The 14458-nt window shown below is 49.1% G+C and carries 13 protein-coding genes and 1 pseudogene; 3 read left to right on the forward strand and 11 right to left on the reverse strand.

Going from position 1 to position 14458, the window contains the following annotated elements; genetic code table 11:
• Positions 1 to 67: 67 nt before the first annotated feature.
• The 5 genes from ACP5D4_RS06195 to ACP5D4_RS06215 form a co-directional block, all read right to left on the reverse strand.
• Positions 68 to 502, reverse strand: coding sequence for a DUF29 family protein (locus ACP5D4_RS06195; protein ID WP_428010759.1), 435 nt, complete (start codon positions 500 to 502; stop codon positions 68 to 70).
• 3 nt (positions 503 to 505) lie between these two features.
• Positions 506 to 2233, reverse strand: coding sequence for a helicase HerA domain-containing protein (locus ACP5D4_RS06200; protein ID WP_428010760.1), 1728 nt, complete (start codon positions 2231 to 2233; stop codon positions 506 to 508).
• Between the two features lie 26 nt (positions 2234 to 2259).
• Complete coding sequence (locus ACP5D4_RS06205; protein WP_428010761.1) at positions 2260 to 2994, reverse strand: DevA family ABC transporter ATP-binding protein; 735 nt, start codon at positions 2992 to 2994, stop codon at positions 2260 to 2262.
• Positions 2995 to 3105: 111 nt separating this feature from the next.
• Entirely contained in the window at positions 3106 to 4284 is a 1179-nt protein-coding gene (gene devC / locus ACP5D4_RS06210; RefSeq protein ID WP_428010762.1) for an ABC transporter permease DevC, read from the reverse strand.
• A gap of 83 nt (positions 4285 to 4367) precedes the next feature.
• Complete coding sequence (locus ACP5D4_RS06215) at positions 4368 to 5690, reverse strand: efflux RND transporter periplasmic adaptor subunit (protein WP_428010763.1); 1323 nt, start codon at positions 5688 to 5690, stop codon at positions 4368 to 4370.
• A 180-nt stretch (positions 5691 to 5870) separates the two neighbouring features.
• On the opposite strand from ACP5D4_RS06215, the gene ACP5D4_RS06220 reads away from it, so the two are divergent.
• Complete coding sequence (locus tag ACP5D4_RS06220) at positions 5871 to 6470, forward strand: TetR/AcrR family transcriptional regulator (RefSeq protein WP_428010764.1); 600 nt, start codon at positions 5871 to 5873, stop codon at positions 6468 to 6470.
• An 18-nt stretch (positions 6471 to 6488) separates the two neighbouring features.
• On the opposite strand, the gene ACP5D4_RS06225 is transcribed toward ACP5D4_RS06220, so the two are convergent.
• Positions 6489 to 7067 (reverse strand): Uma2 family endonuclease, encoded by a 579-nt coding sequence (locus tag ACP5D4_RS06225; protein WP_428010765.1) that lies wholly within the window; start codon positions 7065 to 7067, stop codon positions 6489 to 6491.
• A 131-nt stretch (positions 7068 to 7198) separates the two neighbouring features.
• Between ACP5D4_RS06225 and ACP5D4_RS06230 the strand changes: the two genes are divergently transcribed.
• On the forward strand, positions 7199 to 8179 hold the full coding sequence (locus tag ACP5D4_RS06230) for a DNA-methyltransferase (protein ID WP_428010766.1): 981 nt from the start codon (positions 7199 to 7201) through the stop codon (positions 8177 to 8179).
• A gap of 13 nt (positions 8180 to 8192) precedes the next feature.
• On the opposite strand, the gene ACP5D4_RS06235 is transcribed toward ACP5D4_RS06230, so the two are convergent.
• The 3 genes from ACP5D4_RS06235 to ACP5D4_RS06245 all read right to left on the reverse strand — a co-directional run bounded on the left by ACP5D4_RS06235 (position 8193) and on the right by ACP5D4_RS06245 (position 11908).
• Entirely contained in the window at positions 8193 to 9074 is an 882-nt protein-coding gene (locus ACP5D4_RS06235; RefSeq protein ID WP_428010767.1) for a hypothetical protein, read from the reverse strand.
• A gap of 228 nt (positions 9075 to 9302) precedes the next feature.
• A complete protein-coding gene (locus tag ACP5D4_RS06240; protein ID WP_428010768.1) occupies positions 9303 to 9956 on the reverse strand; it encodes a Uma2 family endonuclease in 654 nt (217 codons plus the stop codon).
• 146 nt (positions 9957 to 10102) lie between these two features.
• Positions 10103 to 11908 (reverse strand): proline--tRNA ligase, encoded by a 1806-nt coding sequence (locus ACP5D4_RS06245; protein ID WP_428010769.1) that lies wholly within the window; start codon positions 11906 to 11908, stop codon positions 10103 to 10105.
• Positions 11909 to 12049: 141 nt separating this feature from the next.
• On the opposite strand from ACP5D4_RS06245, the pseudogene ACP5D4_RS06250 reads away from it, so the two are divergent.
• Positions 12050 to 13267: pseudogene (locus ACP5D4_RS06250) on the forward strand (RNA-guided endonuclease InsQ/TnpB family protein).
• Positions 13268 to 13327: 60 nt separating this feature from the next.
• On the opposite strand, the gene ACP5D4_RS06255 reads toward ACP5D4_RS06250, so the two are convergent.
• A complete protein-coding gene (locus ACP5D4_RS06255; RefSeq protein ID WP_428010770.1) occupies positions 13328 to 13495 on the reverse strand; it encodes a hypothetical protein in 168 nt (55 codons plus the stop codon).
• Positions 13496 to 13564: 69 nt separating this feature from the next.
• A complete protein-coding gene (locus ACP5D4_RS06260; RefSeq protein ID WP_428010771.1) occupies positions 13565 to 14398 on the reverse strand; it encodes an exosortase-dependent surface protein XDP2 in 834 nt (277 codons plus the stop codon).
• Between the last annotated feature and the right edge of the window lie 60 nt (positions 14399 to 14458).

The following is a 14458-nucleotide window of genomic DNA, read 5'->3' on the forward strand; positions in this document are numbered from 1 at the left end:
GATAAGATGACACCTTTGGTTAATTGAGTATTGACAATTTATAATTAGTTTTCGTGACTTAATTATATCACAATTTTGATGTTTTCTCAATGAGATCGATCGCCTTTTGAATAATCTCATCAAACTCTACCATTTTCCCAATCTCTTCAGCTTCGTAACGCCCCTCAAACGCCTCTAACGCCGCTTTTTCCAACGCCAACTCGTAAGCGTCTTCCAACGTTTCTCGTAATTCGTCTTTCGTTAAATAGGTTCCTTTTGATTTCCGCCGTTGGTTAGTTCGCTGAATCTGCTTCACGCAATTTTTAATCGAAACCTCCCACGATCGCGTTGTGCGTTGTTCCGCCTCTTGCTTGATGAGATGCAACAACAAAATAACACCATAGCTAAAAATCTTATTCAGTTTGTCCGATTTACTCATTTCTTCGAGTTCTTCAACGAGCATCAACGCCTCATCCACACGACCTCGATGCAGGAGTTCTTTGAGTTCTAAAAGTTCTTCCATCACTTAAAATCCCAAATCTGATTTTGCCGTTTCTGCTGCTTCTAAAACCTCTTCCGTTTCCATGGACTCGACATCCAAATCGCCAATTTCCCGGTAAAACTCTTCATCGTAAGGACGAGTCCGAACCACCACGGGCATAGGGACGGCGTGTCCTAAGACTAAAGCTTGTTGTTTTGAATCCAATTTCGACAACACCGATCGCAAATTTTGTCCCCCAGAAACCCCCGTAAAAATGGCTTCAATATCTTTATCGTCGTTCAACAACGCCGTAATCCGCGTTCCCACTTGCGACATCACTTCGTTGTCGATTCCAGAAGGACGTTGATCGACTACTAATAGAGTAACGAAATATTTTCGCATTTCGCGGGCGATGGTACCAAAAATGGTACTGCGAACGGACGCCGTATCGAGAAAACGGTGAGCTTCTTCGATGGTAATCACCAATTGTTGAGGCTTATCAACAACGTTTTTCGTCCTTAAAAACTTTTCCGATCGCTTCACATAATGGCGGTGAATGCGTCGTGTAATCACGTTGGTTGCCAGCATATAAGACAACATATTCGACTGGGAACCAAACTCGATAACGACGTGCTTTCCGTTTTCGAGCGATTCGATAATTTGTTTGACGTAGTTCTGAGGGCAGGTATTGCGAATATATTTCAGTTCGTCCAGACGCAATAACTTCCGTTGTAACGCCATAATTGAGGATTTATTTCCCCGGCGAACTTCGCAAAATTCTTGAATTTCTTCGTTATCCATCGCCAAGAGTTGAGAAATCCAAGTTCGACCGAATTCGTTCCGTAAAATAATAGCGTTTTCGATGCTGGCTTCCGATAAATTTAACTCCCGTTGAACCAGCGAAATATCTTCAACTTCGATTTGGTCGTAACTCAACAAAAGTTCCTGTGCGCCTTTAATTCCTCGCTCGGTTGTCGATTCTGGATCGAGCGTGTACATTTCCACTTTTCCGGGGAACAGTTGACGCAATCCTTTAACAGTATTGATATTTTTACCCTCGCATTGCGCTTCCCAACCGTACTCCGAATGCATATCGAAAATCAGGTTGACGGCGGCGTTTTTACGAATGACGCCGGAGAGCAACAATCGGGTTAAAAAGGATTTCCCAGTTCCCGATTTACCAAAGACGCCGTTACTGCGTTCGACAAATCGATCGAGATCGAGACAAACCGGAACTTCCATGTCTAACGGTTTCCCGATCGCAAAGTTGTTTCGCTGGGGATCGTCCTCCCAGCCAAACACCGATCGAAAATCGCGATCTTGGGCTTCGTAAACTTGGGAAAAGTGGCTGGGAATAGTTTTAACGGGAAGTAAATCTAAATCGACGCTGGTATTGGCTTGAAACGATGCCAGTTTCCCGCCGTTATTACCGTTATTTTCCAAATTTTGAATCGCATCCCGAGCCGCGTTTTCGTCTTTCAGCGATAACATCAGCATGGGGCTGAGTTCGATGGTTCCGTAGGTTCCACCCCCCATGAGAACCGATTGTAAAAAGTCGTCTTCGGGTTGGGGCGGATTGGCGGAAATGCGCTGGCTGGCGGTTCCGAGAGATACGTCGGTGAGCAAGCAGAAAAAACGGGCGCGGGTTCCTTGTACGACGAGAAATTTACCCACGCGCATATCTTCAACCGAGACATCTGGATGAAGGCGAACTTCTAATCCTTCGCTGAGGGAACCTTGAATGACGGAACCGAGAGGGCGATCGAATGTCATACAGACGTGACTCTAGGGTGAGGAATTCACGTCGATTGTAGAACAGTATTCAATGGATTGGTGCGGTTTTTTTCGACAGCCCGTCCGTTTTGGGCGGCGAGTCGTCCGTCTTCCATGCTGACGATGCGATCGGCGACATCCAAAATTCGGTTGTCGTGGGTGACGAGTAGGATGGTACAACCTTCTTCTTTCGCCAGTTCGTGGAGCAAATTCACCACTTCTCGCCCGGAATGGCTGTCGAGGGCTGCGGTGGGTTCGTCAGCGAGAACGATCGCCGGATGGCTGACTAACGCCCGCGCGATCGCTACCCGTTGTTTTTGTCCGCCAGAGAGGTTTTCTGGGTAATAGTCGGCGCGATCGCTCAATCCCACTCGTTCCAATATACGAGCGGCGCGTTTTTCCATTTCTTTTCGAGAAATCTGCGAATGTAACTCTAACCCCATTTGCACGTTTTGCAAGGCGGTAAGGCTGCGGTGGAGGTTGTGGGCTTGGAAGATGTATCCGTTGTGGCGTCTGGCTTCGACGAGTTGCTTTTCTTTCGCGCCGCAGAGTTCTCGCCCCAACACGCGCAAACTCCCCGATTGAACGGAACGCAACGCCCCGATCAGCGTCAGCAGCGTGGTTTTACCGGAACCCGAGGGACCCGTCATAATGACGATTTCCCCGGTTTCGATTTCTAAGTTGATGTCGAACAGGACTTGTTTGTGTAACGCCCCATGTCCGAAGTAATGGTCGAGATGTTCGATGGTAATTGCGGCCATTTTCGATAATTGATAATTGACAATTGATAACCTGGTTAACCGTCGGCTTTTGGGGGCGGTGCGTGACAGGGTAAAATCTTCATCCCATCCTCTCCTCATCCCCTCATCTCTTCATCCAAAAATATCAGCGGGATCGGCGGCTTGCAGTTTGCGGGTGGCGATCGCCCCGGAAATACCGCACATAATTAAGGTGATGGTGAGGACTTGAATCGCTCGGAATAGCGTCATATATAAAGGTAGGTTCGTGGCGTTGCGGGTGAGGGCGTACAAGCCCAGGGAAACGCCGACGCCGGGAAAGAAACCGATGAAGGCGAGGATGACGGCTTCTTCAAACACGATTCCTAGGAGATAGCGGTTTCGATATCCCATCGCTTTGAAGGTGGCGTATTCGGGAAGTCGATCGCGCACGTCGGTAGATAGCACTTGGTACACGATGACGATTCCGACGATGAACCCCATGATAGTCCCGAGGGTGAAGACAAACCCGACGGCGGTATTTGTCGCCCAGTAGTGTTTCTCGAAGGCGATGAAGCCTTCTTTGGTGAGAACGTTTACGTCTTCGGGAAGGTAGGCGTCGAGGGCTTGGGCGACGGCTTCGGGATCTCGTCCGGGTTCGACGTGGAGAATTCCCAAACTCACTCCTCCCGGGCGACGGCGGGGAAACAGTCGCAAAAAGTTTCGATCGCTCGTCATTAGGGTTCCGTCAGCGGCGAAAGACGCCCCCATTTCGTACAATCCGGCGATGGTGAGGGTGCGGTTTTCTAACTCGGTTTTGACGGGTTCGCCCCGATCGATCGCCGCGATCGCTTCGTCGTAGGCTCCCCTGGCGTTGCGATCGAACGTCACGGTATTGGGAAGTTTCATCTCGTCAGCGTACTCTTGCAATTCCGGTAACTCGAACGCCGGGCGATCGGGATTGAAACCAATCACCAAAATCGAAGTTTTCTGGCGAGTTTGGGGATTTTTCCAATCGGAAAACTGCACGTACATCGGATCGGCGGTAGCGACGCCGGGAACGTCCATCGCTTGATACAACCGACTCCGAGGAAACGTGGACAAGTTGACAAGGTTGCGAGCGTTGGGACTCAACAACACGATATCGGCGTCGAGGTGGCTTTGCAGTCGGGTATTACTGGCGTAGAGAGCAGTTTGAAATCCCAACTGCATGAAAATCAGGATGTCGGAAAAGGCGATTCCGGCTAACGCCACTAACAAACGGGTTTTTTCATGGCTCAGTTGCAACCACCCCAGCGGCGTTCGGCGTTTTAGGGATTTGATGAGCTTTAGCATGGGGATGAGGGGATGAGGGGGAGATGGGGAAAATACATTGTCGGTGCGTGACGATTTTTCAAGTCACGCACCCTACGGATTGTTTACTGTTCACTGTCTTCAGCCAACGCAATTTCGGCGATGACGTGCAGGTTGGTAAAGGGAGCGGCGATCGCACTGGAATTTTCGTCGAGGGCGATGCGAACTTCTACAACTCGGGCGTCTACGTTGGAGGCGGGATCGAGATCGAGTTCGCTTTGACGCAAAACTTGCCAACCCACACGCTCTACGGTTCCTTTTAAGTCTTGGGGAAGAGCGTCGCTGGTGATGGTGACGGATTGTCCGGGTTGTACTTTGCGAACGTCGCTTTCGTACACTTCTGCTACCACCGTCATATCGTCGGTTTGTCCGATTTTGACGATTCCTTCGGGGGCGATGGTTTCGCCGGAATGGGTGTAAATCTCCAAAACTCGCCCAGCTTGGGGCGATCGCACGACTGACAGTTCTAAATCCGCTTCGGCTTGGGTGACGGCGGCTTGGGCGGACATGAGTTTGGCTTCGGCGAGGCGCAAGTCTTGGGGGCGCACTTCGGCTACGGCGTCGAGGGTGGCTTCGGCTTCGGTGATTTCGCTCTCGACGGTGGAGATGGTTCGATCGAGGTTGGCTTGGGCTTCAGCGATTTCGGCTTGGTAGCTGCTGACGATGCGATCGAGGTTGGCTTGGGCTTCGCTGACTTGTTCGCGGATGCTTACGGCGTCGAGACAGGTTCGATCGCGATCTTGTTCGGAAACGGCGCCGTCTCGATACAACTGTTCGTATCGCTGACAGTCTTTGTTCGCCACGCGCAACTCTGCTTGTAGCCGTTCGACGGTGGCTCGTTGCGCTCGCCGTTCGCCGTTGAGGGTGGCTTGTAAGCTGGCGATTTTCGCCCGTTGGGTGGCGATTTGTCCGTGGAGTTCGGCTCGGTTGCGATCGAATCTCGCCGCTTGCGCTCGGATTTCTCCGGTTTTCGCCCCGGCTTCCACTTGCGCCAGTTCCGCTCTGGCGATTTCGACATCGGCGAGGGCGCGATCGAGGGCGGCTTGTTTGCGATCGTGGCTGTCGAGTATCGCGACGATTTGTCCGACTTCTACCCAGTCCCCTTCGCTTACCAGGAGGCGATCGACTCGGCTTCCTTCGGCGGATTGGGAGGCGGAGAGATCGATGGTTTCTCCTTTGGGATCGATCCATCCCATCGCCGTCACAGTTTCGATGCGAGGCGGTTGCACTTCAGTCACCGCAGCGGGTTCGGAGGATGAGGCGCTGCGGCGTACTAGGGCGTAACCGATGCTTCCGCCCAAACCCAAAAGTGCCAGGGAAATGAGGGCGATCGCTGTTTTCGATATCGGAAGGGTGCTGGGAGCCTGTCTGAGTTCAAAGCCACGCATTGCCGTCGAACCTCTCGAATGCAACTGAACGGTTTAGTTCACTTTTGAGTATAGCACTAGACTAAACCGATTAGTTCAATTTTTAGGGAAATTTACAAACCTTTCACATCTAAACTAAACCGTATAGTATAATTAGAAGTGGGATCGTCTACGATTCCGTTTTCTCGCCAAACACGCACCATGATTCAAAAAAACGCCCCAACCCTCGAACTCGCCCCAAAAGCCGAGCAAATCCTCGACGGTGCGATGAAAGAATTTCTCCAACGCGGCTATGCTGCCACGAGCATGGATCGGGTAGCAGCAACCGCAGGCGTCTCGAAAGCCACGGTATACAACCACTTCGGCGATAAAGAAGGGTTGTTCGAGGCGTTAGTGAAGCAACTGGCGGAACGCAAATTCGCCCAAATCCATCGATCGAAGTCTTTAGAAGGAGAACCCAAAGCCGTCTTGCGCCAGTTTGCCAAGACATTATTAATAAGCGTGGAGCAAGATAAAGACTATCAAGCCTTCGTGCGCTTAATCATCGGAGAATCCGGGCGATTTCCCCACCTCGCCCAAACGTTCGTGCGAAACCTGTTCAAACCGGGGTTAACGATAGTGACGCAGTATCTCGCCGAACAATCCTCGTTAAAATGTAAAGACGCCGAAGCAGCGGCGCGAGTGTTCGTCGGGGCGTTACTTCACTTCGTCATCGCCCAGGAGTTAATGCACGGCGCAGAAGTGGTTCCCATAGAACCCGATCGCGTGATTGATTGTGCGGTAGAGTCGTTATTGCAATAGTCGTTATTGCAATAGTCGTTATTTCCAAATACGATCGAGCCTCAGAACAAACCCCGGCAAAACCGCTTCTCCCGAGAGTTGTTCGGGGTTTTGTACCACTTCAACAGAGCAATTTGGACGATAAATTTCCACAGTTTTCGAGGTGGGATCGATGAGCCAACCGAGTCGCGTTCCGTTGTCTCGATATTCCTGCATTTTACGCTGCAACGTTTCGAGATTGTCGCTGGGCGATCGCAACTCTACGACAAAATCGGGACAAAGGGGAAGAAACCGCTGTTTTTGCTGGGGTGTTAAAGCGTTCCAGCGATCGCTTGTAATCCAAGCCACATCCGGAGAGCGATTCGCACCGTTGGGAAGGATAAACCCCGTCGAAGAGTCGAACGCAACCCCAAGATTCCTTTGACGGTTCCAGATTCCCAAATCGATATAAAGTTCAAAGTTTCGATATCCAGTTTCTCCGCCAGTAGGGGGCATAATGACGAGATCTCCGTTAGCGTTGCGCTCGAATTGTACGTCTCGGTTATCCTGACAGAGTTGAAAAAATTGCTCGTCTGTTAGTTGGAGGGCTGACGAGTTGAGGGTGAAAGCGTTCGTCATGGAACCAGTCTCCGAGAGGGCGATCGAACCTTTACTAATATTATGCACTATTGAGACGGATCGATCGACTTGAGCCATGTTTTTTTGTAAAAAACTTTCAACAATTAAAAAAAATATGTTTTTTATTCTGAATGCTTGACCAACTAAGCGATACGCAATACAATAAAATTATGCTTTTTCTAGTATTTTCTGACAAAATAGAAAAGACTAATCTAAAAAATAACACCATGAACGAGCGTAATTTACTAAATACTATATTGTGTGGCGACTCTAGACAATTATTGCGATCGCTTCCTTCTGAGTCGATCGATTGTATTGTAACTAGCCCGCCTTACTACGGTCAGCGGGATTATGGAATTGACGAACAAATCGGAAATGAAGATACCCCTCAAGCATACGTAGCGAATTTAGTCACCCTATTTGATGAATGCCGTCGAGTTTTGAAAGACACAGGAACTCTTTGGCTTAACTTGGGCGACAAATACCTTAATGGAAACTTGCTCGGAATGCCGTGGCGTGTTGCTTTATCCTTACAAGATAGAGGTTGGATTTTAAGAAACGATATTATTTGGTACAAACCTAATGCCATGCCACATTCCGTTAAAAATAGGCTGACAATCGACCATGAATATCTATTCTTTTTCACCAAACAAGCTTCAGGATATTTTTACGACCAAGATGCCATTCGCGAAGAACATATTACATTTTCAGAAAACAGCAAAATGAAAGGAGGCAGAAACCATTTTGGCAAAAGGAACAGTACCCCCGAACAAGGTAAAAATGGTGGAAACCCCAATCTACACGATGGGCGATGGGATCGGGCATTTCACCCAAAAGGTAGAAATAAAAGAACCGTTTGGAACGTTCCACTCTCTAAATTCAGGGACGCACATTTTGCTGTTTTTCCCGAAAAACTCATCGAACCTTGCATTTTGGCAGGTTGTCCGACTGGCGGAACAATTCTCGATCCGTTTTTTGGGGCAGGAACCACAGGTTTAGTCGCCAATCAACTCGGACGTAACTATGTAGGAATTGAGTTAAATCCTGACTATATTGAAATTGCTCAAAAAAGGCTGTCTTGTATTCAAATAAATTTATTATCGCTGCAATAAGTATCAGTCATATTCACTGAATGCGGGCAAAAACAGCAAGAATTTCTTCCAAGTGTCTTGCGAGTAAAGGATGAATGCGATCGACTTGATTGGGATTGACTTGAATATAAATGTATCGATCGCAGGGAAGGTTTTCGAGGTTTCCACCCCAGGATTCGGCGATAATTATTGGAATACAAGTATATCCATTTTTCTGAGCGACGGAGATGGATTTATGAATATCTCGCGTAAACAGAAGAGCGTGTCCGCCCCCCATCGTCTCTCGAGTTTTCACAGGCATCAAAATCCTAGCAGTTTCGCCCACAATTTCTACATCATAGGTTTCTTCATTGAGGGTCACTTGTTGCGGTGTAACAGACAATTTAAGTCGATGTTTTTTGAATAACTGTGTTAACTGAGTCCGAACAATTGCTTCAAACAATCCGCCTTTTAAAGCTCTACGGCTGCCTTCTAGTCTTTGGAGCATCACTTCTGCGATCGCGTACCATTCCCATTGTTGTCTATCCGTCATCAAAGGAGCAATAAACTGGATAAGTTGCTTAATTACAAAAATACGTTTTTCTATTGTCTTACCTTCTGTTAAGGAGGAAAGAATTGGTTGCAAACGTTGTTGAGGTGCGTCGCGCAATAGCCAGGTTATGAAAAACCATTTGGATTTAGTAGGGCTGTACGGACGTGCGATTCCATCGTAAAGATAGTTTTTAAAATCATGCTGAAAGTATGCCGTTAATACCGAGTCGAGCTTTTCTTCTTCTGGCTCAGAAACAAACTCTAGAACGTTTTGATAACCTTGTTGTTTCAGCAATTCAACAAACTCATCAAAAAATGGTTTGTTTTTATTGACAACCAAAATGAGTTCTTTTAGGCGAATATTTTCGATGATTGGTTCGGTCATTGAAAATGATATGCCGATAAAATTAACTTTGAAGTATTGAGATCGCTTTTTGAGATATTAAACGAACTGAGATTAAATTTTTCGGACTTCTAAATTTGAGATTATAAGCGGATTTTATACCCGGTCATCCCAGATTTGGGATTCAAATTCACAAATTACACCACAATCTCAGAAGATCCGATTTTACTGGCCGAGTTTAACTCACACTCACTCTTATTGTGTTTGCAGCTATAGCTGTGTTTTAAGCCAAGCGCGAAAGGCTTTTATGGTCTGATTTCGACCTTCGATTTTACTGCGTTCCAAATACTGCGGAATAATTTCTGCGATCGCCACCATTGGAAAGTGGTAACTTTGGCGTGTTTGCTGGTATTTCCCCTCTTGCAACACGCTAATTTCCAACACCTCACCGTCAAACCGCCAGAGTTCTTTGACTCCGAGTTTTTCGTAATTCTCTAACCGAGTGCGAGAGGTTAAATCGATTTCTACGGCGAGATCGGGAGGGGGATCGACAGTAAGATCGATGCGTTTTTTACCGCGAATTTCCGCTTCGTGTTCGATGTAAAAACAGTCATCGGGTTCGAGTCCCTGCTGCATCGCTTCGTTTTTAAATGTGGTAGACGCCAAACTCCAAAACTCAAGGTCTATTTCTTCTAGCAAAGCTTTAATTAAATCGCCAATAATTACTTTATTGACCTCGTGTTCGGGTAACGGAACCATAATTTCTAGAAGTCCTTGACTGTAATTAATCCGCGCACTGCGTTTTTCTCCGAACTCTTCTAAAATTCGTTCGTACATCTGCCAATTTACATCGGTCATGACCAGTTGTTGACCGGGAGATAGCACAATTTGTTTGAGTGAGACTTGCAGAGTTCCCTCAGACATTTTCAATTTCCCTTTTTGTTTTTGTTGTTTTATCGAACGTTACTTAGAAATTTCTATAAATCAATTTTGTATCGATATTTATAACACTAAAAATATCAATTTTGGGGAGCGCAGAAACCGTAACAGCAACCGCGCCCCCCAAAAACTTATCGCGCTAAGGCGTCCTCAACCCACTGTTTTAAAGTAGGAACCACATCTTCGATCGACATCTCTCGAGACTCGTGGGTGGCGCGATCGACCACTTCCACTTTACCCTGAGAAATCGATCGACCCGTCACCACACGATAGGGAATCCCAATCAAATCGGCGTCTTTAAACTTCACCCCAGCCCGTTCCTTGCGATCGTCGAGTAGGGTTTCGATTCCCGCCGCGTTGAGTTCCCCGTAGAGTTTTTCCGCCGCCTCCATCTGTTCCTTGGTGTTGATATTCGGAACCGTAACAATAGCGTGATAGGGTGCGATCACCACCGGCCAGATAATGCCATCCTTATCATAAGACTGTTCCACCGCCGACTGTGCCAACCGGGAGACACCAATCCCATAACACCCCATCACCAACGGCTTATCTTTCCCGTTTTCATCAGTGAACGTCGCCCCCAACGCCTCAGAATACTTCGTTCCCAACTGGAAAATATGACCGACTTCAATCCCTCGGGCGGTTTGCAGAACCTGTTCCGGATTTTTCAACGAGCGATCGCCCGCCCTCGACTTATCCAAATCCACCACAGGCGGTAATGTAAACTGGTCGCCCCAATTCGCCCCGACAACGTGGAATCCGGTTTCGTTCGCCCCCGTGACGAAGTTTTGCAAGTTCTCCACCGTCTTATCCGCCAAGCGCAAGAATTTCGGCGCAACCTCTGTCTCTTTAGCGATGTAATCGTCCCCTAAATCCGGCGCAATGTATCCCAAAGGTAACGGGTTCGCCGCCCATTTCTGCTGCGCCTCTGCATCGGGAACCGTCAACGCCAGAAGTGCTTTGGCGTCGTAATCCCCCGCCCGTCGCGTCAGTTCGTTTTGCAGCTTCACCTCGTTCACATCGCGATCGCCGCGAACACTCACCAACACCAACACCGTAGTTCCGTTATCGTACACCGCTTGATAGAGAACGTTCTTCACCACCTGCGTCGGCGAACAGTTCAAGCAGTCGCACAAACTGGCGATGGTGGCGGTATCGGGGGTTTCCCGTTTTTCGTACTTCTCAAACGGCGAGGGTTCCGCGTCGGGAGGAAGCGAAACAGCTTTTTCCACGTTCGCCGCGTAACTTCCATCTTCGGTGTAGAGAACCTCGTCTTCTCCCGCGTCGGCGAGAACCATAAATTCCTGAGAACCGGAACCGCCAATCGCCCCAGAATCCGCTTCGACGGCTTGGAAGGCTAACCCACAACGACGCACGATGTTGCGATACGCCCTATCCATATCTGCGTAAGTTTGCTTGAGGCTGTCCTCGTCGGTATGGAACGAGTAGCCGTCTTTCATAATAAATTCCCGACCGCGCATCAACCCGAAACGGGGGCGAATTTCGTCGCGGAATTTCGTTTGAATTTGATAGAGATGGAGCGGAAGTTGGCGGTACGATCGAATACAATCGCGAGCGATCGCCGTAATCACTTCCTCGTGAGTCGGTCCCAACCCCATTTGTCGCTCTTGTCGGTCCGTGAGGGCGAACATAATCCCCTCAGCCTTCGTGTAAGTCTCCCACCGTCCCGACTCTTGCCACAACTCCGACGGTTGCAACTGCGGTAACAGACATTCCTGGGCGCCCGTGGCGTTCATTTCCTCGCGCAGGATTTGGGACACCTTCTGCAACACGCGCCACATCAAGGGGAGGTAGGCGTACACCCCACTGGCAATCCGACGGATATATCCCGCCCTCAGTAGCAGTTTGTGACTGGGAATTTCTGCCTCTGCGGGGTCTTCGCGCAGAGTGACAAAGAGCATTTGGGACAGTCGCATTGTTTTCGATCGCTTGCTGTACTAATTGGGTGTTCATCGAAAATCGCGTCGGGAGACCCCGATTTCAGGCGATAGCCGAATCGGGGAGGAACGACGCGCCTCCACGGGTGGGTTGACAGTTAAAATGTTAATATGTGAGGCATGGTACTCAAAGCGTTCCGATACCGTTTTTACCCGACCCCCGAACAGGAAAACCTCCTGCATCGGACGCTTGGTTGCGTTCGTCTAGTTTACAACAAAGCTTTGGCTGCCCGAACCGAGGCTTGGTACGAACGACAAGAACGGATTGGATACGCTCAAACCTCATCGATGTTGACGCAATGGAAACAGGAAGAGGAGTTGCAGTTTCTCAATGACGTGAGCTGCGTTCCCCTCCAACAGGGATTGCGACACCTTCAAAAAGCGTTCGCCAATTTCTTCGCCAAACGTGCCAAATATCCCAAGTTTAAAAAGAAACGGAATGGTGGCAGTGCGGAGTTGACTCGTTCTGCCTTTCGTTGGAAAGACGGACAGTTGTGGATTGCTAAATCTAGCGAACCCCTCAACATTCGGTGGAGCCGTCAGCTTCCCAAAGGAGCCAAACCTTCCACTGTAACCGTTCGTTTCGACCCCTCGGGACGTTGGCAGGTTTCGCTGTTGGTGGAAGACAACACCGTGAAGCCGCTTCCCCAAACCGAGAAATCTGTCGGTGTCGATGTCGGTATCAACAGTCTGGCGGTGACTTCTGACGGGGAGAAGATTAGCAATCCTCGACATTTCAACAAACACTACAAACGCTTGCGACGCGCTCAAAAGGCTCTTTCTCGTAAGATGAAAGGCTCGAAGAATCGGGAGAAAGCGCGTCGGAAAGTGGCGAAAATTTACACCAAGATTACCGATGCTCGGACAGACTATCTGCATAAACTGAGTACTCGACTCGTTCGTGAGAACCAAACGATTGTAGTCGAGGACTTGTCGGTCAAGAACATGGTGAAGAACCCCAAGCTTGCCCGACATATCTCGGATTGTGCTTGGGGCGAGTTCGTTAACCAACTGGACTACAAATGTCAGTGGTATGGCAGAACTCTCGTCAAGGTAGACAAGTGGTTTCCGAATCCCCCCTAACCCCCCTTATTAAGGGGGGAACTAAAGGGGGGATGTTGTGGACATATCGTCGAATCGTTGCCGTTGAGCGTTAGAGAGTGGACTTGTCCTGAATGTGGGATGCACCACGACCGAGACCTCAACGCTGCGAAGAACCTTTTGGCGGCGGGACACGCCGTGTCAGTCTGTGGAGCGGACGTAAGACCCAAAGGACACGAGTCTAGAGGGCAGTTGCGAAAAACCCGTAAGGGAAGGAAACAGAAACCTAAATCGTGAGGTTTGGGAATCCCCGACCTCAGCGAAGCGGTTCGGGGAGGATGTCAATATCGCAGAATCTCAGCCGTTTGCAGCTTCGTCGCCGACAGTCCAAACGGGAAACCGGACAGTTCGATAAACCGTTTCCAAAACAACGCCAAAATTAAACGACACCAGCAATAACGCCGATGTCGTCTTGTTTGCACCCTTGATTCGATATTTCAGGGCTGGACGAACGGAAGTTCTCATCACAGCTCCTCAAGTCTGTCGTTTGGTATTGTCGGAAAGTTCGTTAACCCTTGTCGATTAGCAATCGTTCTAGCTGCGTCGGCGACGGCGAGACGCCACTAACAATCCGCCCACAGCCAGCAATCCCGCCATCGTACCGGGTTCGGGGACGCTTTCAGTTTCGAGGGGGACTTTGCCGCCACGGGTGACGTCAGTGCCGAGGATTTTCCAGTCGGGACCGTTGAAGCTGCTTTCGCTGATGAAGCGGAAACCGGTGATGTATTTGTCTTCAACGCCCAATTCTGCCATGCTGATGCCTCGGGCGCCGACTCGCTGAGCGCTGCCAATTTCTTGGGTGTCGATATTGTACCCGGCGTAATCCCAGTTTTTCGAGTTCACTTCCAGATAGCGACCGAGAAGATTTCCCTCGCGATCGATGGCTTGAACGCCGAGTTTGCTGTTCATCCCCCGTTCCCAAACCAACAGGTTATCGACGGCTTTATCGAAGAACAAATCCATGGCAAAGTTACCGTTGTCTTCCGTGTCGATAATACTATTGAGGTTGAGGTTGTTCAGGTTGACGTGGAGTTCGTTTTCCGAGAGGTTTTCTTTCTTCATTCCCGTGTCGGGACTGGAGGTGAGGTTGTCGCCGATGTCCGCACTGGCTGCCCCGGTGTTGCCACCGCTATATTCGTCGTTGCTGACGATGCGGGCTTCGTTAATGAAGGAAAAGTCATCGATAACGGTGCCGTCGTCGAGTTGAATCGAGTTCAGTTCGATGAGACCTTTGGGATCGCTACCGGTTTTGTTGGTGGTGAAGCTGAACGCTTGAGCAGGAGTTACATTAACTGTCAACAAAGTGGCGGCGGCTAGGCTGCTGGAAATGGCGCCGAACTGGATAGATTTAGGAATTTTAGGTTTCATTTGGGCTTGTTCTTTGGCTCGCTTGAATAACGGTTTGAGTGATACCTTCTACCTGATCGT

It is taken from the genome of Baaleninema sp., assembly GCF_049974805.1.
Lineage (GTDB): Bacteria > Cyanobacteriota > Cyanobacteriia > Cyanobacteriales > Geitlerinemataceae > Baaleninema.